Raw genomic sequence first — 25,319 nt, 5'->3', positions numbered from 1 at the left:
TTGAAAAAATAACTAAAGTGAAGTTTGCCAAAATGGAATAAACTATGTAAACTGAAACTTAAAAGAACTTATCCAATGGATAAAATAGGCTAAAATATAAAAAAAGTCAGCGTAAGCTGGCTTTTTTATACTGATTATAGAAAATAAGGTGGGGTGGCGCTTTTGTCAGAAGATATTTTAAAGAAAATTATAATTGAAATAAATAAAACAGAATCTATTGATGATAAGGAAATTAAAATTATAAGATTTCAATTTTTAAGGAAAAGTAATTTGTTGAAAGTGGTACTTAGAGGAAAAGAGTATTTGCTTAAAGACGAAGAGAAATTAGTGAAAAAAGCAATTAAGAATGTATTAAGGCTTAATGTTGATATAGATATATTATTCTATAAGGATGTATCAAATATTACTTTGGAACAGATAATTGAAAGTTACTGGCTAGATGTGGTTAAAGATATTATAAAAAAGACACCATTATCTAAAACATTGTTATTAACAGCGATAAAAGAAGTTAAAGATAATAGATTGGTGGTAAAAAACGGATATGATAAACTAACAGATCATCTTATAAAAAAAGATATTCCAAAAGATATTGCTACAAGTATAGAAGATATATTTGGAATGAATGTAAAAGTAGAGCTTATGTATGATAGTGAACTAGAAGTTAAGGATAGTTATGTAGAAAAAGATAAAGAACAAAAAGAATATATTAAAAATATATTAAATGGAAGAGAGCCAGGTAGCTCTAAACCAAAACAAGAATCTGTTGATAAACAAAAGAAAACTTATGAAAAGAAAGAATTTAAGAGAGAACCTAAAAGTGAGAATTCAATACTTGGAAGAAGCATAAGTTTAGAAGCTACGTCTATTAAAGATATTAATGAAACTTCAGGATATGTTGCAGTGCTTGGAGATGTATTTAAAACAGAAATTATAGAAACAAAAACAGGTAAGACAATACTTACATTCTTTATAACAGATTATGAAGGATCTATAGCAGTTAAATGTTTCTTAAAACCACAAGAAACTGAAGCTGTTCTAGAAAATGTTAAGAAGGGTCTTTATTGCAAGGTAAGAGGAGAAGCTATATATGATACCTATGCAAGAGAAGTTGTTATTATGGGCCGGGATATCCTAAGAATGAGTAAAATGGAAAGAATGGATGGATCAGAAGAAAAAAGAATTGAATTACATTGTCACACTAATATGAGTTCTATGGATGGTATTGCATCAGTAACAAGAATAGTTGAAAGAGCTTCAAAATGGGGGCATCCAGCAATTGCAATTACAGATCATGGAGTGGTTCAGGCCTTTCCAGATGCTCAAATTGCTGCGAAAAAAAATAAGATAAAAGTTCTCTATGGGGTTGAAGGATATTTAGTTAATGACGGGATTCCTATAGCCTTAAATGATAAAGGGCAAAGCTTCAATGATGAGTATGTAATTTTTGATATAGAAACTACAGGGTTTTCACCAAAAAATAATAAAATAATTGAGATTGGTGCTATAAAGGTAATTAATGGTGAAGCTGTAGATATGTTTAGTTCCTTTATATATCCACAATGTAAAATACCTTATAAAATTACTGAACTTACAGGTATTACGGATGAAATGGTTAGGGAAGCGAAAATTATTGATGAGGTTCTGCCAAAGTTTATAGAATTTGTAGGGGATAGTGTTGTAGTTGCACATAATGCAAGTTTTGATACAGGTTTCATTAAAAAAAATTGTAATGATTTAGGGCTAAAATTTAATAATACAATTTTAGATACAGTAAATTTAGCAAGGTTTTTATACCCTGAACTTAAAAGAGTTAAGCTAAATATTGTTGCAAAGCATTTAGGGATATCCCTAGAAAATCATCATAGAGCTGTAGATGATGCAAAAGCTACTGCAGAAATATTATTAATATCATTTAAAAAGTTAAAAGAGGAAAATGAAATTAATGATTTATCAGCTTTAAATAAAGCCTTTTTAAGTAATGTAGATATTAAAAAGCAGAATACCTACCATATAATAATTTTAACTAAAACTCAACAAGGATTGAAAAACTTATATAAGTTAATATCAGAGGCTCATTTAGATAATTTCTTTAGAAAGCCAAGAACAAAAAAGAGCAGGCTTATGGAAATGAGGGAAGGTCTTATTATTGGAAGTGCTTGTGAAGGTGGAGAACTATATAAAGCGGTTTTAGATGGGAAAAGTGATGAACAATTAAAAGAAATAATAAGCTTTTATGATTATGTTGAAATTCAACCACTTGAAAATAATCAATATCTTATAAAAAAAGGTATTGTAAAAGATAATGAGGAGTTAAAAGCAATTAATAAAAGACTATATGAATTAGGAAAACAATGTAATAAACCAACAGTTGCTACAGGAGATGTACATTTTCTAGATCCTAAAGATGAAGTCTATAGAAGAATTATAATGGGTGGTCAAGGATTCTCTGATGCAGATAATCAACCTCCACTATATTTAAAAACTACAGATGAAATGCTTAGAGAATTTTCATATTTAGGACCAGAAATAGCGAGAGAAGTAGTTATTAGAAATCCAAGAAAAATAGCAGATTCAATAGATGTGCTAAAACCAATACCAGATGAAACATATCCCCCTAAAATAGAAGGCGCAGAAGAAGACATTAAAAAAATGACTATGGATAAAGTACATTCTATTTATGGAAATCCACTTCCAGAGGTAGTTCAAAAAAGAATAGATAAAGAATTAAATTCAATTATTAATAATGGATATGCAGTTTTATACCTTATTGCCCAAAAACTTGTTGCAAAATCACTAGAAGATGGATATTTAGTAGGATCTAGAGGTTCTGTTGGGTCATCCTTTGTAGCAACAATGTCTGATATAACAGAGGTTAATGGGTTACCACCACATTATGTATGTCCGAATTGTCAAAAATCGCAGTTCTTTATGGATGGATCTATAAGTTCTGGAGCAGATTTAGATGATAAAAATTGCCCAGATTGTGGAACTCTTTATGTAAAAGATGGTCATGATATTCCTTTTGAAACATTCTTAGGATTTGAAGGGGATAAGGAACCTGATATAGATTTAAACTTCTCTGGAGAATATCAGGGGATAGTTCATAAATATTGTGAAGTTTTATTTGGAACAGGATATGTATTTAAAGCTGGAACAATTGGAACTATAGCAGAAAAAACAGCTTATGGATTTGTTAAAAAATATTTGGATCAAAGAGGATTAGTTGTATCAAATGCAGAAATAGAAAGATTAACTCTTGGATGTACAGGGATAAAAAGAACAACAGGTCAACATCCAGGTGGAATCATGGTTGTACCACAGGATAATGAAATATACAATTTCACTCCAATACAACGTCCGGCAGATGATTCAGAATCGGAGATAACAACTACTCACTTTGATTATCATTCAATATCAGGTAGGCTTTTAAAACTTGATATATTAGGACATGATGATCCAACGGTGCTTAGGATGCTTCAAGATTTAACAGGTATTGATCCAAAAACAATACCACTTAATGATCCAAAGGTAATATCTTTATTTACTTCTCCAAAAGCATTAGGAGTTACAAGAGATGAACTAAAATGTGAAGTAGGTAGTTATGGATTGCCAGAGTTTGGAACAAAATTTGTTCGTGGAATGCTTGTAGATACACAACCAAAGAGTTTTGCTGATTTAGTTAGAATATCAGGGCTTTCCCATGGTACTGACGTTTGGCTAAATAATGCTCAATATTTTATTAAATCAGGAGATACAACTCTAAAAGATTGTATATCTACAAGAGATGACATTATGGTTTACCTTATGTATAAAGGCGTTGAACCTAAGAATGCCTTTACAATAATGGAAAGCGTAAGAAAAGGTAAGGGATTAACAGCAGATCACGAAGCTGAAATGAAGAGAAATGATGTGCCAGATTGGTATATAGAATCTTGTAGACGGATTAAATATATGTTTCCAAAAGGTCATGCAGTTGCTTATGTAATGATGGCAGTTAGAGTTGCCTACTTTAAGGTTTATTATCCAGAAGCATATTATGTAACATACTTTACAGTAAGAGCAGATGATTTTGATGCAGATCTTATTTGCAAAGGAGAAAGTGCAATAGAGGCAAAACTTGAAGAACTTTATGCCTTAGGTAATAAAGTTACGGTTAAGGATAAGGGAATGACAACAGTTTTAGAATTATCTTATGAACTATATAAAAGAGGATTTAAAATGTTAAAGGTTGATATATATAAATCTCATGCTACTAAATTTATTATAGAAGATGGCAAAATAAGACCTCCAATGGATGCACTTGAAGGAGTTGGGTCAAATGCTGCTAAAAGTATAATGGAAGCTAGAGCTGATGGCGAATTTATATCAAAAGAAGATATAAGAATGAGAAGTAAAGCATCTAAAACTGTAATAGAAGCATTAAGTAATCATGGCTGTTTAGAAGGCTTGTCAGATACTAATCAACTTTCTTTATTTTAATATAAATTTTTAATATATATAACATTGTGCATAAATAATATATATTGAGGGAAAGTAATATTGAAAGCTGTGCTTAAATTATAACTCTTAAAACCTTGTATTTATTAGTAAACTATGTTAACATGGTCAAAGACGTGATTTACTAATAGCTAGAGAATTAAGAGTGGGGATGTAATCACCCACTCTTTCTATTTAAACGCAACTACTAGCTAGTTGCGTTTTTGTATATATTTTCTGGAAATCATATCTATTAAAATTGAATATAGAAGAAGGAGGATTAAGATGAGAAATGATGCCTTAATACAAAAAATTGATAAAATAGTAAGACCAATAGCCCATGAGTTAAATTATGAAATTTATCATATTGAATACATTAAAGAAGATGGAGAATATTATTTAAGAATATATATAAATAATGAAGAAGGCATTGCTTTATCAGATTGCGAAAAACTTTCAAGAGCAGTAAGTGAAATCATGGATACAGAAGATCCTATTGAAGAGGCTTACTTCCTAGAAGTATCTTCACCTGGATTAAACAGAGAATTATTTACAGAAGACCATTATAAAAATAGTATTGGTAAAGAAGTGTTAATAACATTCACTACACCTCTTGATGAAAAAACAAAGGTTATAGGAATACTAAAAGAAGTTACTGAAGATTTTCTTATTATTGAAGCAAAAAAAGAAGAAATAGTAGAGTCGAAAACAAAGGCAAAAGCAAGAGCGAAAGCAGAAGCTGAAGCTGGAGTAAAAGAAGAAGCTGCTGAATTAGTAACAGTTCCAAAAGACAAAATTAAGTCAGCCAATTTAGAAGGGGAAATATAATAAGGAGGATATAGATATGAACCAAGAGTTTATAGGTGCTCTTAAAGAAATAGTTACTGATAAAGGAATAAGCGCAGATTTAGTCTTCACTACAATTGAAGATGCTTTATTTGCCGCATATAAGAAAAATTATGCAAATGCGACAACAACAGCGCAAAATGTAAAAGTAACTATGAATAGAGAAACAGGGGAAATACATGTTTATGCTCAAAAAGTAGTAGTTGAGGATGTATATGATGAAGTAACAGAAATATCAATAGAAGAAGCTAAAGCAATGAGTGTTAGATATGACCTTGATGATATAGTGGATTTTGAAGTTACTCCAAAGAACTTTGGAAGAGTAGCTGCGCAACTTGCAAAAGGTGTAGTAACTCAAAGAATAAGAGAAGCAGAAAGAACAATTGTTTACTCTGAATACAAAGAAAAAGAATATGATATAATTACAGGTACAATTTTAAGACAAGATAAAGGTAATGTATTTGTAAACTTAGGTAGAATCGAAGGTGCTATAGGTCAAAACGAACAAATACCTGGCGAAGAATATAAGTTTAACGAAAAGTTAAAACTATATGTGGTAGAAGTTAAGAATACTTCAAAAGGTGCTCAAGTATTAGTTTCAAGAACTCATCCAGGCTTAGTTAAAAGATTATTTGAATTAGAAGTTCCTGAAATATTCCAAGGTGTTGTAGAAATAAAAAGTATTTCAAGAGAAGCTGGTTCAAGAAGTAAAATAGCTGTTTACTCAAATGATGAAAATGTAGACCCAATGGGAGCTTGTGTTGGTCCTAAGGGGATAAGAGTTCAAAATATAGTAAATGAGTTACAGGGTGAAAAAATTGATATAATAAAATGGAGCAAGGATCAAGGCGAACTTATAGCAAATGCTTTAAGTCCAGCTAAAGTTTTAAGTGTTGAAGTTAAGGAAGATTGTAAATCAGCTAAAGTAGTAGTTGATGATAATCAACTTTCACTAGCAATAGGTAAAGAAGGCCAAAATGTTAGACTTGCAGCTAAGTTATGTGGATGGAAAATAGATATAAAAAGTAAGACTCAAGCAGACGCAATAAAAGCAGAAGACTCTAAAGGTACAGATTTAGCTAATGAAACAACTGAAGATTTGGCAGAATAGGAGGGGTTTTTATGAAAGTAAAGAAAATTCCTTTAAGAATGTGCACAGGATGTATGGAAATGAAACCTAAAAAGGAACTTATCAGAGTTGTAAAAAGTCCTGAAGGAGAAGTTTCTGTAGATTTAACTGGTAAAAAATCAGGAAGAGGAGCATATGTATGCAAAAATACGCAATGCTTAGAAAAGGCCTTCAAAGCTAAAAGACTTAGTAGAAACTTAGATACCGCTATAAGTGAAGAGGTATATAATAGATTAAGGGAAGAGATAATAAATGAATAAATTTTTTAATTTTTTAGGTTTAGCAAAAAGGTCTAGTAATGTAATTGAAGGATATAGTAAATGCAATGAACAAAGAAATAGAAGAGACCTTTTTCTATTTATAATAACAAGGGAAGCTTCTGATAAATCAAGAAGTAAGTTTGTTAAACATTGCGAATTCAAAAAGATACCTTGTATTCAAGATTTCTCAAAAGAAGAAATTGGAAGTGCAATAGGTAGAGAAGAGATAAAGATACTAGCCATAGCAGATAAGAGTATGGCCGAAAAGCTTATTTCTTTATATGAAGAAGAAAAAGCTTAAAATTAACCGGGGGTGATTTTATTGTCAAAAATTAGAGTTTATGAATTGGCAAAGGAATTAGAAATAAGTTCAAAGAAACTTATTACTTTATTAATGGAAGAATTTAGTGTAGACGTAAAGAATCATATGAGCGTTCTTGAGGACGAAGATGTTGATTTAATAAAAGAATTATTAGGAACTAGTGAAGATGGTGAAAAGAAAAACATCGTTGACGAATATGAAGATGAATTAGCAGAACAAGTTAATAATGTTGCTAAGAAAAAGAAAAGAAAAAGAGACGATGAAGAGGAAGAAAACATAAGTATGGGAGAAGGCGGTTCTGGAGTTATAGAAATGGGTGATACAATCACTGTTAAAGAACTTTCAGAAAAACTTTCTAAACCAGTAATTGATGTTATAAGAACATTAATGTTTACAGGCGTTATGGCTGGAGTTAATCAAGAAATTGATTTTGCTACAGTAGAAAAAGTTTGTGAAAAGTATGAATGTTTACTTGCAAGAAAGCAAGAAAGGGAAAAATTAGATGAGGTTATCGAAGAAGAAGAAGAAGTAGTTACAGAAAATCTTAAAAAGAGACCTCCAATTATAACAGTAATGGGTCACGTAGATCACGGTAAGACTTCATTATTAGATGCTATAAGAAAAGCAAAGGTTACAGAATCAGAAGCTGGTGGAATAACTCAACATATAGGTGCTTATACAGTAACTTTAAATGGAGAAAAAATCACATTTTTAGATACTCCAGGACATGAAGCTTTCACAGCTATGAGAGCTAGAGGAGCACAAATAACTGATATAGTTATTTTAGTTGTAGCAGCAGACGATGGAATAATGCCACAAACTAAAGAAGCTATAGATCACTGTAAGGCTGCTAAAGTTCCAATGATTGTTGCAATAAACAAAATGGATGCAGCTGGTGCTAACATAGATAAAGTTAAACAAGAATTAACTGAGTTTGGACTTGTATCAGAAGATTGGGGTGGAGATACTTTAATTCTACCTGTATCAGCTAGAACTGGTGAAAATGTTGAAAGTTTACTTGAAATGTTATTATTAACAGCTGAAATGCAAGAATTAGTTTCAGATGCAACAAGAAAAGCTAAGGGTACTGTTATAGAATCTAAACTTGATAAGGGTAGAGGTGCTGTTGCAAGTTTACTTGTTCAAAGCGGTACATTAAAAGTTGGAGATTCAATATTAGTTGGTTCAACTTATGGAAGAATCAGAGCGATGTTTGATGATAGAGGAAACAAAATAGAAGAGGCTGGCCCATCAGTGCCTGTAGAAGTTTTAGGACTTTCAGAAGTTCCAGTAGCTGGAGACAGATTTAACGTAGTTAAAGATGAAAAGACAGCAAGAAACTTAGCAGAAACTAGAAAGCAAAAGCTTAAAGATGCAAGTTTCCAAGCATCTACAAGAGTATCACTTGAAGATCTTTATAGCCAAATAAAAGAAGGTAGTGTAAAAGAACTTAGTGTTATAGTTAAAGCGGACGTTCAAGGTTCAGTTCAAGCTATAACAACATCTCTTGAAAAACTATCAACTGATGATGTAAAGGTTAGAGTTATTCGTGGTGGAGTTGGAGCTATTACAGAAACAGATATAACACTTGCTACTGCTTCAAACGCTTTAGTAATTGGGTTTAATGTAAGACCTGACTTAAATGCTTCAGTACTTGCAGAAAAAGAACATGTTGATATAAAGAGCTATAGAATTATATATGATGCTATAGAAGATGTTAAATCAGCTATGATTGGAATGCTTGATCCTGAATATAAAGAAGTTATAAATGGTAAAGCAGAAGTAAGATTAGTTTATAAGATTTCAAATGTTGGAACAATAGCAGGTTGTTATGTTATAGATGGTAAAATCTTAAGAAATGCTGATTGTAGAATAATAAGAGATGGAATAGTTATAGTAGAAACTAAACTTGCATCATTAAAGAGATTTAAAGATGATGTTAAGGAAGTTGCTAAGGGTTATGAATGTGGTCTTAATGTTGAAAGATTTAATGATATTAAAGATGGAGATATTATAGAATCTTATTCAATGGAAGCAATTAAAAGAAAAGAGCTTTAAAAGAGGTGATTTAAATGGCTAATTATAGAGGCGGAAGAATCGATGAAGAAGTTAGAAGAGAAGTTAGTAAAATAATTAGAGATGAAATAAAAGATCCAAGAATGACTGCGATGGTTTCAGTAACATCTGTTAAAGTTACTAAGGATTTATGCTATGCAAAGGTGTTTGTTAGTATTTTTGGAAAAAGTGAAGAAGAAAAGAAAAATACTTTTGAAGCACTTAAAAGAGCTAGCGGATATATAAGAAAAGAAATAGGCATAAGGATTAATCTAAGACATAATCCTCAAATAATCTTTGAAATTGATGAATCTCTTGATAGAGGATTAAGAATTGAAGAGTTATTAGGAAAGGCTAAAGGAAAGTAGTATGTCACTTAGAGATATTAGCATACAAATAAATAATGCAGAAAAAATAGGTATTACCTACCATGTGTCACCAGATGGTGACGCTGTAGGTAGTGCACTTGGATTATTAAATGGTCTTAGGTTTTTAGGTAAAGATGTATATTTAATTTCAAAAGATATTATTAGTGATAGTCTAAGATATCTTAAATCTTCAGAAGAAGGGGACGGAGAAACAATAGTCCCAACTAAAGATACAGATATGGTTATTGTTTTAGATTGTGGAAGTTTTGAAAGAATTTCAGCAGATTTAAAGAAATTCAAAGGAGAAATAGTTAATATAGATCATCATATTACAAATGATCATTATGGTGATATTAATTATGTAGATCCGAAAGCTGCAGCAACTGCAGAAATAGTTTTTGAACTACTAGAATTCCTAGGAATAGATTTTAATGAAAAAACAGAAACTACTTTAGATGTAGGTACATGTCTTTATACTTCAATAGTTACTGATACTGGAGCATTTAGACATTCAAATGTAACTTTTAGAACTCATACAATAGCGGCAAGGCTAAAAAAAATAGGTGTAAACAATACATTTATTTACACAAGCCTTTTCGATAATAAAAGCTTTAATAAAATGAAGCTAATAGGAAGAGCCTTAACTGATATGGAACTTTTATTAGATAATAAAGTAGCTATAATACAAATTACAGAATCTCTTGTGAAAGACCTAGGTTTGCTAAATCATGATACATCAGATATAATTTCCTTTGCATTACAGATAAAAGGTGTAGAAATCGCTGTATTGATAAAAGAAGCAGAAGATGGAGCTAAAGCAAGTCTTAGATCTAAAAATAATTTTGATGTAAGAAAAATTGCCGAAAGTTTAGGCGGTGGCGGTCATATTAAGGCTGCTGGTGTTAAAATTAAGGATGTTACAATAAAACAAGCAAGAGAGAAAATAATAGAAGCAATCGAAAGTGCCATGAATTAATGAACGGGGTAATTAACGTATTTAAAAACAAAGGAATGACTTCCTTTGATGTGGTAAGAAAAATTAAAAAGATTGCTAATACAGGTAAGGTTGGACATACAGGGACTCTAGACCCAGAGGCTACTGGTGTTCTGCCTATTTGTATTGGAAGAGCTACTAAAATAATAGATTATATAATGAATTCAGAAAAGGTATATGTTGTAGAGTTTAAACTAGGAGTTAAAACTACTACTTATGATTTAGAGGGAGATATTACTGAAGAGATGGATCCCACACATCTAAGTTATGAGGAAATATTAAAGGCTGTAAATGATTTTAAGGGGGGATACCTTCAAGTACCTCCAATGTATTCTGCACTTAAGCAAAATGGAGTTAGACTTTATACTCTTGCAAGGCAAGGTATAAAAGTTGAAAGAGAAGGTAGACCTATAACAATTTATAATATAGAAGATATTGAAATAAATAACCCTTATGTAAAGATGAAAGTTACTTGCTCAAAAGGAACATATATAAGAAGCTTATGTTATGATATTGGTGAAGTCTTAAATGTTGGAGCAACAATGTCAGATCTTAAAAGAAGTAAAACATCTGTTTTTGAAGAGGGAGAATCAATAAACATTGAGGACCTTACAGAAGAAAACATTGGGAATTATATCATTTCAATAGAAGAAGCATTACAAATGTATAGCAAACTTACAGTAAGCAATGATTATACAAAACTATTAATAAATGGTGTTAGACTTTGTGATAATAGATTTACAAAGGATACAGTTATAATAGATAAGCTTTATAGAGTTTATGATGAAGATGATAACTTTATAGGCCTTGGTAAAAAAGATGACCGAGGATTTAAAATACAAAAGCTATTAAATAATTAGGAGATATTTATATGATATTATTAGATGATATTATTATAAAAGAAAATAATAAAGCTAATTATGTTGCTTTAGGAAGTTTTGATGGCCTTCATGTGGGGCATTTATCACTTATACGTAAGGCTATTTATGTAGCTAAAGAACGTAATGGAAATAGTATGGTTTTTACATATAAAAATCATCCTCTTTCTATTATAAAGCCTGAGTTTGCTCCAAAATTTATAATGAATTTACAATATAAGCTAGAGTGTTTAAAAAATGAGAATGTAGATGTTGTAGTAATTAGAACATTTACTAAAGAGTTTATGCGAATGTCTCCAGAAGAATTTGTAAGAATTCTTTCAGTTGATTATAACGTAAAGGGTATTATAGTAGGATTTAATTTTAAGTTTGGACATAAAAATGAAGGCGATATAGAGCTTCTTAAAAACCTAAAAGAAAAGTATGGATATGAATTGTGGGTTATAGATCCTTTGAAATATAAGGAAGAGGTAATAAGCAGCACAAGAATTAGAAAAAGTATTCTAGAGGGTAAAGTAAATGAAGCAAGAAATATGCTATCAAGACCTTATAGTATTCGTGGAAAGGTTAACCATGGTAAAAAACTTGGAAGAACAATAGGTTTCCCAACAGCAAATTTAGGATTTGATGAAAGAATGGTTATTCCAAAAATTGGGGTATATTATACTAATGTTATTTGGAATAATAGTATTTTTAAAGGAATTACATCTGTTGGGCATAATCCTACAGTAAATGGGCAAGACTTAACTATAGAAACATATATTTTAGAGTTTGATAGTGAAATCTATGGACAAGAGATAGAAGTCTTATTCTTAGAACGGATAAGAGATGAAAAAAAATTCCAGTCTTTAGATGCATTAGTAGAAAAACTTAAAAAAGATAAAGAATTTGCAATAAAGAGTAAAATCTTTATAAAAAATATAAAATTTTAATTTACAACTAGTTTTTGTTTTGATATAATAACTAGTGGATAACCTAATTCTAAGATCTGAGATACAATCTTTTTTCATGGATTTAGGGGATAATTATACGGAGGTGCCAATTATGGACGCAATAAGAAAATTAGAAATTATCAAAGAACACGGAAGAAGTGAAGGAGATACTGGATCTGCAGAGGTTCAAATAGCTCTATTAACTGAAAGAATAAATTCATTAACAATGCATTTAAAAATGCACAAGAAAGATCATCACTCAAGAAGAGGTCTTTTAATGATGGTTGGACAAAGAAGAGGATTCTTAAACTACTTAATAGCACAAGATATCGAAAGATATAGAGCTATAATCCAAAAGTTAAATCTAAGAAGATAATTTTTAGAGCGGTTTTACCGCTCTATTATTTTAAAAAAACAAAATAAGTATCTGAAAAAAGATAACAGTTTAGATATACTATAATATATTTAAGGTTATACATGATTTTAAATACACAATTTCTATTTACGGTTATTTTTTGTCAGATACCTAATATTTAGAGGAACCAGAAGGGAGGTTGCAAAATGAATAACATGTTAAAAACTAATATAGCAGGAAGAGAAATGAAGATTGAGTTTGGTAACATAGGAAAGTTGTCAAATGTTGCAATGTTCATGAGTTATGGAGATACTGTAATATTAACTAATGTTAATGCTTCAGAAAAACCAAGAGCAGGTATAGATTTCTTTCCACTTAGCGTAGAATATGAAGAAAGATTATATTCAGTAGGAAAAATACCTGGTGGATTTATAAAAAGAGAAGGAAGACCTTCAGAAAACTCTATTCTTGCAGGAAGAGCTGTTGATAGACCTTTAAGACCTTTATTCCCAAGTGGGTACAGAAATGACGTGCAAGTTGTTTGTACAGTAGTATCTGTAGAAAAAGATAATGCACCAGAAATTTTAGCAACAAATGCAGCATCTATGGCATTATGTTTATCAAGTATTCCGTTCACAACACCTGTTGCAACGGTAATGGTAGGGCTTATAGATGGAAACTTTATTTTAAATCCAACATCAGCAGAAAGAGAATTAAGTCAAATGGAATTAACTGTTTGTACAACTAGTGAAAGAGTAATGATGATAGAAGCTGGTGGAAACGAAATTCCTGAAGAAGTTATGATAAATGCAATAAAGTTTGGTTTTGAAAGTGCTCAAGCAATAATTAAATTCCAAGAAGAAGCAGTAGCTAAATTTGGGAAAGTTAAAATGACACCAGATTATTACAAACCAGATGCAGATTTTAAAGCTGAAGTTGAGGCTTTTGCAAAAGTTATGGTTAAAGAAGCAATGTGGATAACTGATAAAGATGCAAGAAATGCAGCTATGGATATTGTAAATGCAAAGGTTGCAGAAGAATTTAATGAAAAATATGCAGATAAATTAAGTGACTTAAAAGAAATTATGTACAATATGCAAAAGTATGTTGTTAGAGATATGTTACTAAATCATAGAAGAAGACCAGGTGGAAGAGATTTTGATAAAGTTAGACAAATAGATTGTGAAGTAAATATACTTCCAAGAACTCACGGTACAGGATTGTTTACTAGAGGATTAACTCAAGTATTAACAGTAGCAACATTAGGTTCAGTTGGAGATTTCCAAATATTAGATGGTATTAGTGGTAAAGATTCAAAGAGATACATGCATCACTATAACTTCCCAGCTTATTCAGTAGGAGAAGTAAGACCACTAAGAGGACCTGGTAGACGTGAAATAGGTCATGGTGCACTAGCTGAAAGAGCTTTAGTACCACTAATTCCTTCAGAAGAAGACTTCCCATACACTATTAGATTAGTATCAGAAGTATTAAGTTCAAATGGATCAACTTCACAAGCTTCAGTTTGTGGTAGTACACTTGCTCTATTAGATGCTGGAGTGCCTCTTAAGAGACCAGCTGCAGGTATTGCAATGGGACTTATAACTTCAGATGATTTAACTAAAGAAGAAGTTTTAACTGATATCGAAGGTATAGAAGATTTCTTTGGAGATATGGACTTTAAGGTAGCAGGTACTACTGAAGGAATTACTTCCATTCAAGTAGATACTAAAATTGCAGGGTTAAGCTTTACTATTATAGAAAATGCTATTAACGGTGCAAGAACTGCAAGACTTCTTATCTTAGATAAGATAAATGCATGTCTGCCAGCACCAAGAAGTGAAGTTTCTCTTCATGCTCCTAAAACAGTAACAATAAACATCAATCCAGAAAAAATAAGAGATGTAATTGGAGCTGGTGGAAAGATTATAAATAAAATTATAGCTGAAACTGGAGTTAAGATTGATATTAAAGAAGATGGTTCAGTATTCGTATCATCACCAGAACATGAAGGTGTAGATAAGGCTATAAAAATCATTGAAGGTATAGTAAAAGAAGCTAAAGTTGGAGAAATTTACTTAGGTAAAGTAATTAAAATTGCAGCTTTTGGTGCCTTTATAGAAATACTTCCTAATAAAGAAGGCTTATGTCATATTTCTAAGTTAGCTAGGGAAAGAGTAAACAAGGTTGAAGATGTTGTTGCAGTTGGAGATGAGATTTTAGTTAAAGTAACTGAAGTAGATAACCAAGGAAGAATAAATCTTTCAAGAAAAGATGCTCTACCAGAAGAAATAGAAGAAGTAAAAGAAGTGAAAGAAGTAAAAGAAGTATCGGATAAAGAATAGTTATATATATATATATATATATAAAAGGGCAATTTATTGCCTTTTTTTCTTTATATAGAATAATTTTAATGCTTTTTAAATAAACTAAGGGAAGCTGAAAGAAAACAAATTAAAAAGATGAAATAAGACTGAATAGGAGGACTTTATGTATAATTTATATACGTTAAAAAATGGACTAAGAATAGTTACTGAATATATAGAACATGTTAATTCTGTAAGCGTTGGAGTAATGGTTCAAAATGGTTCTAGGAATGAGAAACCAGAAGTAAATGGTATATCACACTTTATTGAACACATGTTTTTTAAAGGTACCGATAAAAGAACTGCGAAAGAAATAGTCGGAGATATTGAAAATGTAGGAGGGCAAATAAATGCATTCACAAGCAAGGATGCAACTTGTTATTATGTTAAGGCACTAAATACTCATTTAGACCTTTCGCTAGATGTATTATCAGATATGATATTACATTCAAAGTTTGATCCAGAAGAAATAGAAAAAGAAAAAGGCGTAGTAATTGAAGAAATAAATATGAGTGAAGATACTCCAGAAGATGTATTAGATGATCTTCATTCAAAAGCTATTTTTGGAGAAAATTCTCTTGCTAGACCTATTCTTGGGACTATAGATAAAGTTAAATCTTTTAACAGAGAAAAAATAGTAGATTTTATTTATAATCACTATACTCCACATAACTCAGTCTTATCAATTTGTGGTAAGTTTGATGAAAAAGAGTTAAATTATTTAATAGAAAAATATTTTTCAAAGTGGGAAAGTAGTAAAATATATGTTCCAGAGTATGATACTCCAATTCTATTAAATGATAGTAAGTATGCAGAAAAGAAAATAGAACAACTTCATATTGATTTAGGGTTAAAAGGATTACCTTATGCTCATGAAAAAGGATATGCATTAGTATTATTAAATAATATATTTGGTGGTGGAGCATCTTCAATTTTATTCCAAAAAGTAAGAGAAGAACTTGGTTTATGCTATACTGTTTATTCATACCCACAACCTTATAAAGGAGTAGGTGTTTTTAATATATATACAAGTCTTAGCAAACAATATGCAGATAAAGCTTTATCAGTAATAGATAGAGAACTTAAATTGTTTGCAAATGGTGGAATATCAAAAGAACTTTTAGATATAAATAAAGAAAAAATTAAAGCTAGTTATATATTAGGTTTAGAAAGTACTGCTTCAAGAATGTTCGCAAATGCTAAATGTGTAATGCTTCAAAATAAAATAAAAACTCAAGAAGATGTTATAAATAGAATTAACAATATAAATAATGATGACATAGAATATGTCCTTGAGGAATGTTTTAAACCAGGAATTATTAGTACAGCTTATGTAGGTCAAAAAGTAGATTACAAAAAATTAAATACTATAGTTAATAATAGTAAGGAAGCTTATGATAATAGTAGCAAAATTGCGAAAATTAAGATATAATATATAATAATAATAATTGGTAATAAAATACTTTCTTATAACATAATATTTACTTAGGGATTTGAAAAAAATAACAAGTCAAGGTGAGATGTATGCTTAAAATATACTAGCATATTGGCTTATTATTTTTTGAATATGAATTAGGATAATAAGGAGGTATGTTTTATGAGAAAGCAAGATTATTATGAAGAAGAAAAGAGAGACAGTAAGTATAGATTGCTTAGTGAACTTGAGAGGTATGAAATTTTTAATACTGAAGAGGCCGAAAAGTATGATACTCAGCAAGCCTTGGATTTTATTATTGATGAAAAAGGAAATTTGCAATTTATTATTGCAGCTGTTTCAGGGAGCAAAAATGGATTTTTTGGTGGACGGGAGTATGTTGAAATTCCTTGGGGATACGTTACAAAGGTTGGGGCCAATGTAATTGTAGTGTCTGCAGAAAAAGATAGGATTAAACGTGTAAGATCATAAAAGGGGGCGTAGTACTTGAAAATTATCGTGCAAAAGTTTGGAGGTACATCAGTATCTTCAGATGAAAGAAGAAAGCAAGTAGTAGCAAAAGTTAAAGGTGCAATAGAAAATGGCTATTCACCAGTTGTTGTTGTTTCTGCAATAGGAAGAAAAGGAGCACCTTATGCTACAGATACATTATTATCATTAGTTGATGATGATTTTAAAAAGAAAAATAAGCAAGCCACAGATATGTTAATGTGTTGTGGTGAAATTATTAGTTCTGTAGTTATGAGCAATACACTGTATGAAGCTGGAATGTTAGCAGTTCCATTAACTGGTGGGCAGGCTGGTATAATTACAAATGATGCATTTACAGAGGCTCAATTCATAGATAGTAAAACTAAGATAATAACAGAAATTCTTGAAGCTGGAAAAATTCCAGTTGTTACAGGGTTCCAAGGAATAACAAAAGAAGGTTATTTTACAACACTTGGAAGAGGGGGAAGTGATACCTCAGCATGTATATTAGGAGTTGCTCTAGGAGCAGAAGAAATAGAAATATATACAGATGTTGATGGTATAATGACAGCTGATCCTAGAATTGTAGACAATGCATCATTAATAGATGTAATAAGTTATAATGAAGTTTTTCAGCTAGCGGATCAAGGGGCCAAGGTGATTCATCCAAGAGCTGTAGATGTGGCAAGAAGAGGTAATATTCCTGTATTAATTAAAAATACAATGAATGATTGTAAAGGTACATTAATAAATAGCTTTGGTTCAGACCATGAAAATACAGCTATTTCAGGAATAACTCATTTAAGTAATAGAACACAGGTTTCGGTTAAACTTGCAGATAATAAAGGAGAGTCTAAATATAGAAATCTTTTAGATATTTTAGCAGATAATAAAATAAGTTTAGACCTAATTAATATATTTCCATCAGAGCAAATATTCACAATAGATTGCGATGAGAAAGAAAAACTTAATAGTGTATTAAATGAAGCAGGTATAGAATTCACTACTATAGAAAATTGTAGTACTATAGCAATGGTTGGATTTGGAATGACTGGGGTACCAGGAATTATGGCTAAAATTATGGCTACTTTAAGTGAACACGATATAGAAGTTTTACAAACAGCAGATTCTCATATGACAATTTGGTGTTTAATACACTCAGGAAAAGTAGTAGAAGCAACAAATTTATTACACAAAGTATTTAAATTAGGAGTTTTTAATGACTAAGGAATATTAAAAGAAATAAGTAATTATATTTTAGTGTATTTTGATTTTTTATTTAGTTAATGATCCTAATGGACATTTAAATATGTAATATTTTTTGCGAAATATAGAATAAAAAAATCTCTCCTGTGCAAAATAAGAATATACAGGAGGGATTTTTTTATGGATAAATATAATAACATAAATTCAGGGAACCGTGAAAATGAAGAGATAAAAGAAAATTTATCAGAATCAAAGGTAAAAATAGAACAAATAAAAGAGTTTGGAAATACAAATGGTATTGGAGATGACCAAAGAGTCCAAATACTTCCTATAATAGGGCAAATAGAAGGTCATATGGTATTGCCTCCACAAACAAAAGCAACTAAATATGAACACGTAATACCTCAATTAATATCTATAGAACAAAATGAAAAAGTTAAAGGTGTTCTTATTGTATTAAATACTGTTGGTGGAGATGTTGAAGCTGGTCTTGCTATATCAGAGATGATAAGTTCATTATCAAAACCTACAGTATCAATAGTAATAGGAGGAGGTCACTCCATAGGAGTGCCACTTGCAACCTCATCAAATTATTCTTTTATTACTCCATCAGCAACTATGATAATTCATCCAATAAGAATGAATGGTTTTGTAATCGGAGTAGCTCAAACATTTAATTACTTTAAAAAAATGCAAGAAAGAATAGATGACTTTATTATAAGAACTTCCCAAATAGATGGTGATGAATTAAGGAAAATGATGTTAAAATCAGATGAATTATTAAATGATATGGGAACTATATTAATAGGTAAGCAAGCTGTGGAATGTGGACTTATAAATGAAGTTGGTGGAATTAAAAATGCTATTGATAAGTTAAATGAACTTATTAAACAAAAAGAAGAGAAAAATAAAATAGACTAGTATATTGACTAGTTATTTTTCAAAATAACTTAGACATTGCAAAAAAAATATAAAGATACTGACTTATTATTTATTTGGAGATGAATTACTAAAATTGAAAAAATATCTTGAAGTAGTAGCTGAATTTGAAATTAAATACAAATTCAGCTTATTTTTAGTGGAATAATAATAAATTTGTTTGCACTTTCATAGATAAAGTTTATAATATACTATGTAAAGAATTTGTTCCCAATAAGTGGATAAAGATATAATATGTAGTGCGAGGTGATAAAGTGGCTAGGGTTAATAGTAAAAATACTAAGGGTAAAAAAGGTCGCAAAAATATTGTAGACAAAAAAAGTGAGACTACAAATGGAGATATTAAAGGTATTATTTATATAGCGGTTGGAATTTTATTAGCTGTTGCTATTTATACATCATGGGCAGGAGCTTTATCTGTGTTTGCAAAAAAAATAATATATAATTTAATTGGTGTTGGAGCATTTATACTTCCAGCATTTTTAATTTATTTTGGAGTAGATAGTATAATATCAAAAGGCAGTATAAAATTTAGCAGAAGACTAGTTGGAACAACATTAGTTGTATTAATGTTAATATTATTATGTGCAACAACAAAACTAAATACAACAGATAACGTTGGTAGTTTTGGCGAGTCTTTGAAAAAAATAATGATAAGTGATGGAGAAATTCATGGAGGCTTTTTTGGCCATCTTATGGCATATCCATTAAGCAAAATGCTAGGATTTATAGGAGCCTATGTTTTATATATAGCAGTTGGATCTATAGGAACTATATTAGTGTTTGACATAACCTTATATGATATAATAATGTACTTTAAAGGCGATGTATCAGATAAAAAGAAAATAAAAGCATCTAAAAAAGAATATAATAGTGAAGAATTAGAGGTAAAGAAAAAGAAAGTTAAATCTGATTTTATAGATGTTGTTCCTAAGGACAAAAACCGTGATGAGTTTATCCAAGGTATAAATAATAAAATTAAAATATTGGATTTTATTAAAAGCTCATCCTTAGATGATGATAAAACAATGGAAGAAGTTGCAGTTGAAAGCGATAAAAATAATCCGTTTAACATTGAAATCTATGAAGAGGAAAAGTTGGAGGTAGCACCATTAATAGAAGTTGTAGATAAAGTTACTAGTAAAGGTGAAGAAAAACATAAAAAGAAAGAAAAGTTACCAAATGAAGTTAAAGAAGTTGTTACTAAAGAAATAGAAGAAAGTATTATAGGTGAGAAAGAAGTACGAGTAAAAAAAGTTTACTTACATCCATCAGTAGAGTTATTAAATATAAATTCAAAAATGAAATTAAGAAGTGAAGATAAAAAAGAACTTATTGAAAGTGCGAATAAGTTAGAAGGAATATTAAATGATTTTGGAGTAGATGGAAAAGTAGTTCAAGTAACAAAGGGGCCATCAGTAACAAGATTTGAACTTCAACCAAGTCCTGGAGTTAAGGTTTCTAAATTTGTAAATCTTCAAGATGATATAGCACTAGGTCTTGCTGCAAGTGGAGTTAGAATGGAAGCTCCAATACCTGGTAAATCAGCAATTGGAATAGAAGTTCCAAATAAAAAGCAAACAGCCGTATTTTTAAGAGAAGTACTAGATTCTAAAGAATTTATAAATTCAGATAATAAGTTGGCATTTGCACTTGGAAAAGATATAGCAGGTAAATGCATTGTTGGGGATATTACTAAAATGCCTCATACATTAATAGCGGGTGCTACAGGGTCAGGTAAATCTGTTTGTATAAATACATTAATAGTAAGTTTAGTGTATAAATACTCACCTGAAGAAGTTAGATTGCTTATGATTGATCCAAAGGTTGTAGAACTTAGTGTGTATAATGGAATACCACATCTATTGATACCAGTTGTTACAGATCCCAAAAAGGCTGCTGGAGCATTAAATTGGGCTGTAAATGAAATGACAAAGAGATATAAACTTTTTGCAGATTTATCAGTAAGGAATATAGAGTCTTATAATTCGTTATTTGATAAGGGTATTACAGAAGAAAAATTACCTTATATTGTAATAATAGTAGATGAACTTGCAGATTTAATGATGGCTTGTCCAAATGATGTAGAAGAATATATATGTAGATTAGCTCAAATGGCAAGAGCAGCTGGAATGCATTTGATAATTGCAACTCAAAGACCATCTGTAGACATAATTACAGGAGTTATTAAAGCAAATATTCCATCTAGAATATCATTTGCAGTTTCATCAGGTATAGATTCAAGAACTATATTAGACTCAGTAGGAGCTGAGAAGCTTTTAGGAAGAGGGGATATGCTTTATTACCCTACAGGAGCAAGTAAGCCTTTGAGAGTACAAGGAGCCTTTATATCAGAGGAAGAAGTAGAGAAGGTTGTTTCTAATATAAAGGACAGAGGCGAAGAGGTTGATTATCAAGAAGCAATAATAGAACATATAAATAATGGTGCCAAAAGTAGTTCTAAAGAAGATGATGAAGATGGTGGAGATGAATTAATAGATGAAGCAATTAAAATAGTTGTAGAATATAATCAAGCATCAACTTCTTTTGTTCAAAGAAGACTTAGAGTAGGATTTAATAGAGCTTCTAGAATAATGGATGAATTAGAAGAAAGAGGGATTATTTCTCCAAAAGATGGAAGTAGACCTAGACAGGTACTAGTTAATAAAGAAGAAATAGCTGTAGAAGAGTAAAAAAACTTGTAAATTTTAAATCATTACTTTAAAATAAATTTAGGAATATTAAATATGATAAATAAAAATATTTTGAGTTTTTTAAAATATGTTTAATACACAACATAGGAGGAAATAAAGTTTGGAAAAATATAAAGTTGGAATGATAAGCCTTGGGTGCGATAAAAATAGAGTGGATTCAGAATTAATGCTAGGATCAATTAATAAGCATTATGAAATAACTAATGATCCTAAGAATGCAGATATAATAATAGTAAATACATGTGGGTTTATAGAAAAAGCAAAACAGGAGTCTATAGACACAATTCTTGAAATGGCAGAGTATAAACAAAAACATAAGTGCAAAATGTTAATAGCCACAGGGTGTTTAATTCAAAGATATGGTGATGAATTAATGGAATCTATGCCTGAGATAGATATATTAATGGGCGTTAATGATTATATGAAAATACATAAATTAATAATGGATTTCATAAAGGAAGAAAAAAGAGTTAGAGTTACGAATTATAGTGATGATAACATTAATGAAGGAATAAGATTATTAACAACAGATAAGCATACTGCATATGTAAGAATTGCAGAAGGTTGTGATAATTTCTGTACTTATTGCATTATTCCTAAAATAAGAGGAAAGTTTAGAAGTAGAAAAATAGAAAATATTATTGAAGAAGTTAAGCATTTAAGAGACCATGGAGTTAAAGAAGTAATATTAATAGCGCAAGATTTAACTTTTTATGGTATGGATATATATAATGAAAAAAATCTTCATAAGCTAATAAAAGAAATTTCTAAAGTTGAAGGTATAGAGTGGATTAGATTATTATACTGCTATCCAGAAGAAATTACAGAAGAATTAATAGATGAAATAGCTAGTAATCCTAAAGTTGTTAAATATTTAGATTTACCAATACAACATATAAGTGATAATATATTAAGATTAATGGCAAGAAGAACAGATAAGAAGACTATAACAGATAAAATAAAAAGATTAAGAGAAAAAGTTCCAGGTATAGTGCTTAGAACATCATTAATAGTTGGGTTTCCAGGTGAAACAGATGAAAACTTTACAGAATTAAAAGAATTCCTGCAAGACTACAAGTTAGATAATGTTGGTGTGTTTAAATATTCAAGAGAAGAGGAAACACCAGCGGCTACTATGGATAATCAAGTTGAAGAGGAAGTTAAAGCTACAAGAGAAAGAGAACTTATGCTTCTGCAAAAAGATGTATCAAAAGAATTAAACAAATTGAAAATGGGAAGAATATATGATACTATTATAGAAGGAAGAAAAGGTAAATATTTCATGGGAAGAAATTCAGAAATGGCTCCAGAAATAGATGGTCTTTTCTATATAAATAGTAAAGAAGATATTAAAATAGGTGATATAGTAAAAGTAAAAGTAATAGAAACATTAGAGTATGATTTAGTGGGAGATGTATGCAATGAATTTGGCAAATAAACTTACAATGCTAAGAATTTTCTTAGTACCATTATTTTTAATTTTTATAGCGGCTCAAGGCATTCCTTTTGGGACATTTATAGCTACAATCATATTTATTATAGCTTCACTTACTGATCAATTAGATGGATACATAGCAAGAAGTAGAAATCAAGTAACTACATTTGGAAAGTTTATGGATCCCTTAGCAGATAAGCTTCTAGTAACAGCCGCATTGATTTCATTAGTTGGAATGCAGGTAATACCAAGTTGGGCAGCTGTAATAATAATTGCAAGAGAATTTGCAGTTTCTGGCTTAAGAACTTTAGCAGCTTCAGAAGGGAAAATAATATCTGCAAGTTATTGGGGAAAAGTTAAAACTGTTATTCAAATAATTGCAATAGTAGCCTTATTAATACAAGCTAGTGTAGGTACATCAAAATATCTTACATCATTAGTAGTGGGTAATGTATTTATGGAAACAACTCTTAAATATGTACCAAATACATTATTAATATTAGCGGTAATAGCAACTATACTTTCAGGCGTAGATTATTTTAGAAAGAATAAAAAAGTTATAAATATGGATAAATAGTTTAAAAACATAATAATTGGGTAATACTGATAAAAAAGAGAGTTCCTTCTAGTATATAGATGGAACTTTTAATATGGAAAATATTTTAAAAAAATATTGACTATATACAATAATTAATTTATAATTCAAGTATAGAACAAATGTTCGAGGGAGGAATAATTATGGCGAATTTAGATGCAGATAAATTAAAGGCGATTGAGAATGCAATGAACCAAATAGAAAAACAATTTGGTAAAGGTGCAATAATGAAATTAGGAGAAAATAGTAAGTTAAATCTAGATGTTGTTTCAACAGGATGTTTAGATTTAGATATTGCAATTGGAATTGGCGGAGTTCCAAAAGGTAGAATAATAGAAGTTTATGGACCTGAGAGTTCAGGTAAAACAACTGTTGCTCTTCATATTGCAGCAGAAGCACAAAAGGCAGGCGGAGCTGTAGCATTTATAGATGCTGAGCATGCTTTGGATCCGGGATATGCAAAAAACTTAGGAGTTGACATAGCAGGCCTAATAGTTTCACAACCAGATACTGGAGAACAAGGCTTAGAAATTGCAGAAGCATTAGTTAGATCTGGTGCAGTTGATGTTGTAATTGTGGATTCAGTTGCAGCGTTAGTTCCAAGAGCTGAAATAGAAGGCGAAATGGGAGCATCACATGTAGGGCTTCAAGCAAGATTAATGTCACAAGCATTAAGAAAACTTACAGGAACTATAAGTAAATCTAATTGCGTAGTTGTATTTATTAATCAACTAAGAGAAAAAGTTGGAGTAATGTTTGGTAGCCCAGAAACAACTCCAGGTGGAAGAGCTTTAAAGTTCTATTCATCAGTTAGATTAGATGTAAGAAGAATAGATTCAATTAAACAAGGTGATAGCATTGTAGGTAACAGAACAAGAATTAAGGTAACTAAAAATAAGGTAGCTCCACCATTTAAACAAGCTGAATTTGATATAATGTATAATGAAGGTATATCAAGAGAAGGAAATATAGTAGATGTTGGTGTTAAAGATGAAATAGTTCAAAAGAGTGGAGCTTGGTTTGCTTATGGAGAAATAAGATTAGGCCAAGGTAGAGAAAATGCTAAAATATACTTAAAAGAAAATCCAGAAGTTGCTCTAGATATTGAAAATAAAATTAGAGCAAAACATAATTTACCATTAGCAAAAGGACCGAATCTAAAAGAGGCGGTTAAAGAAGCAGCAAAAGTGGTAAAGGAAACAAGTAAGGGAACTGAAAAAAAATAAAAAATATTTCTTGGTAGTATAACTTAGTATGAATATAAATATAAATATATGTTTATAATATAGACTGGTGTAAAAGAACTTCTTATAAAAAGAAGTTCTAAGCGCTAGTCTAATTTTTTCGAAAATTTTTCAAAATAAGTCTTAAAGAATATTTTATAGTTTAATAATAAGTTTATATAGAATATATTGATAAATTAATAATTGTAAAAGATTAAAATTTAATAAATAGATTTTATTTAACTAAACTTGACATAATTTTATTTTTAAGATAAAATAATAGCAAATACTGGTTTGTCATAATCAAAGTAACAGCAAGA

General features: G+C 30.2%; 20 protein-coding genes. All 20 read left to right on the top strand.

The window, feature by feature from the left end:
* Window positions 1-162: 162 nt before the first annotated feature.
* Window positions 163-4,479, top strand: a complete 4,317-nt coding sequence (locus BLS77_RS07790) for a PolC-type DNA polymerase III (RefSeq protein WP_089967789.1) — start codon at window positions 163-165, stop codon at window positions 4,477-4,479.
* A gap of 282 nt (window positions 4,480-4,761) precedes the next feature.
* Entirely contained in the window at window positions 4,762-5,304 is a 543-nt protein-coding gene (gene rimP / locus BLS77_RS07785) for a ribosome maturation factor RimP (RefSeq protein ID WP_089967785.1), read from the top strand.
* A 16-nt stretch (window positions 5,305-5,320) separates the two neighbouring features.
* Window positions 5,321-6,433: a transcription termination factor NusA gene (gene nusA, locus BLS77_RS07780; protein WP_089967783.1), complete on the top strand. Its 1,113-nt coding sequence runs from the start codon at window positions 5,321-5,323 to the stop codon at window positions 6,431-6,433.
* An 11-nt stretch (window positions 6,434-6,444) separates the two neighbouring features.
* A complete protein-coding gene (rnpM, locus tag BLS77_RS07775) occupies window positions 6,445-6,711 on the top strand; it encodes an RNase P modulator RnpM (RefSeq protein WP_089967780.1) in 267 nt (88 codons plus the stop codon).
* Window positions 6,704-7,012, top strand: coding sequence for a ribosomal L7Ae/L30e/S12e/Gadd45 family protein (locus BLS77_RS07770; RefSeq protein WP_089967777.1), 309 nt, complete (start codon window positions 6,704-6,706; stop codon window positions 7,010-7,012). The genes rnpM and BLS77_RS07770 overlap by 8 nt, the downstream gene beginning before the upstream one ends.
* A 21-nt stretch (window positions 7,013-7,033) precedes the next feature.
* On the top strand, window positions 7,034-9,091 hold the full coding sequence (gene infB / locus BLS77_RS07765; RefSeq protein ID WP_089967774.1) for a translation initiation factor IF-2: 2,058 nt from the start codon (window positions 7,034-7,036) through the stop codon (window positions 9,089-9,091).
* A gap of 14 nt (window positions 9,092-9,105) precedes the next feature.
* The gene (gene rbfA / locus BLS77_RS07760) at window positions 9,106-9,456 is read left to right on the top strand and encodes a 30S ribosome-binding factor RbfA (protein ID WP_089967772.1); all 351 of its coding nucleotides are present in this window, start codon (window positions 9,106-9,108) and stop codon (window positions 9,454-9,456) included.
* A gap of 1 nt (window position 9,457) precedes the next feature.
* A complete protein-coding gene (locus BLS77_RS07755) occupies window positions 9,458-10,432 on the top strand; it encodes a DHH family phosphoesterase (protein WP_089967770.1) in 975 nt (324 codons plus the stop codon).
* Window positions 10,432-11,310 carry a tRNA pseudouridine(55) synthase TruB gene (gene truB / locus BLS77_RS07750; protein ID WP_089967767.1) on the top strand — a complete coding sequence of 293 codons (879 nt, stop codon included), beginning with the start codon at window positions 10,432-10,434 and terminating at the stop codon, window positions 11,308-11,310. The genes BLS77_RS07755 and truB overlap by 1 nt, the downstream gene beginning before the upstream one ends.
* An 11-nt stretch (window positions 11,311-11,321) precedes the next feature.
* Window positions 11,322-12,260 carry a bifunctional riboflavin kinase/FAD synthetase gene (locus BLS77_RS07745; protein ID WP_089967764.1) on the top strand — a complete coding sequence of 313 codons (939 nt, stop codon included), beginning with the start codon at window positions 11,322-11,324 and terminating at the stop codon, window positions 12,258-12,260.
* A 112-nt stretch (window positions 12,261-12,372) separates the two neighbouring features.
* Entirely contained in the window at window positions 12,373-12,636 is a 264-nt protein-coding gene (rpsO, locus tag BLS77_RS07740) for a 30S ribosomal protein S15 (RefSeq protein ID WP_089967761.1), read from the top strand.
* 185 nt (window positions 12,637-12,821) lie between these two features.
* Window positions 12,822-14,960, top strand: coding sequence for a polyribonucleotide nucleotidyltransferase (locus BLS77_RS07735; protein ID WP_089967758.1), 2,139 nt, complete (start codon window positions 12,822-12,824; stop codon window positions 14,958-14,960).
* Between the two features lie 145 nt (window positions 14,961-15,105).
* Window positions 15,106-16,413, top strand: a complete 1,308-nt coding sequence (locus tag BLS77_RS07730; RefSeq protein WP_089967755.1) for a M16 family metallopeptidase — start codon at window positions 15,106-15,108, stop codon at window positions 16,411-16,413.
* Between the two features lie 165 nt (window positions 16,414-16,578).
* A complete protein-coding gene (locus BLS77_RS07725; protein WP_089967752.1) occupies window positions 16,579-16,887 on the top strand; it encodes a YlmC/YmxH family sporulation protein in 309 nt (102 codons plus the stop codon).
* Between the two features lie 15 nt (window positions 16,888-16,902).
* Window positions 16,903-18,114, top strand: a complete 1,212-nt coding sequence (gene dapG / locus BLS77_RS07720; protein ID WP_089967749.1) for an aspartate kinase — start codon at window positions 16,903-16,905, stop codon at window positions 18,112-18,114.
* Between the two features lie 159 nt (window positions 18,115-18,273).
* Window positions 18,274-19,014 carry a ClpP family protease gene (locus BLS77_RS07715; RefSeq protein ID WP_089967746.1) on the top strand — a complete coding sequence of 247 codons (741 nt, stop codon included), beginning with the start codon at window positions 18,274-18,276 and terminating at the stop codon, window positions 19,012-19,014.
* A gap of 272 nt (window positions 19,015-19,286) precedes the next feature.
* The gene (locus BLS77_RS07710; RefSeq protein ID WP_089967743.1) at window positions 19,287-21,725 is read left to right on the top strand and encodes an FtsK/SpoIIIE family DNA translocase; all 2,439 of its coding nucleotides are present in this window, start codon (window positions 19,287-19,289) and stop codon (window positions 21,723-21,725) included.
* Between the two features lie 121 nt (window positions 21,726-21,846).
* Complete coding sequence (gene rimO / locus BLS77_RS07705) at window positions 21,847-23,184, top strand: 30S ribosomal protein S12 methylthiotransferase RimO (RefSeq protein ID WP_089967740.1); 1,338 nt, start codon at window positions 21,847-21,849, stop codon at window positions 23,182-23,184.
* Entirely contained in the window at window positions 23,168-23,758 is a 591-nt protein-coding gene (gene pgsA, locus BLS77_RS07700) for a CDP-diacylglycerol--glycerol-3-phosphate 3-phosphatidyltransferase (protein WP_089967737.1), read from the top strand. The genes rimO and pgsA overlap by 17 nt, the downstream gene beginning before the upstream one ends.
* 161 nt (window positions 23,759-23,919) lie before the next feature.
* A complete protein-coding gene (gene recA / locus BLS77_RS07695; protein WP_089967734.1) occupies window positions 23,920-25,002 on the top strand; it encodes a recombinase RecA in 1,083 nt (360 codons plus the stop codon).
* Window positions 25,003-25,319: the final 317 nt, after the last annotated feature.

The sequence above is a fragment of the Clostridium gasigenes genome, assembly GCF_900104115.1.
GTDB classification, from domain to species: domain Bacteria; phylum Bacillota; class Clostridia; order Clostridiales; family Clostridiaceae; genus Clostridium; species Clostridium gasigenes.
Note: the sequence above shows the minus strand (reverse complement) of the source record. Positions and strands in the feature narration are given on the sequence as shown.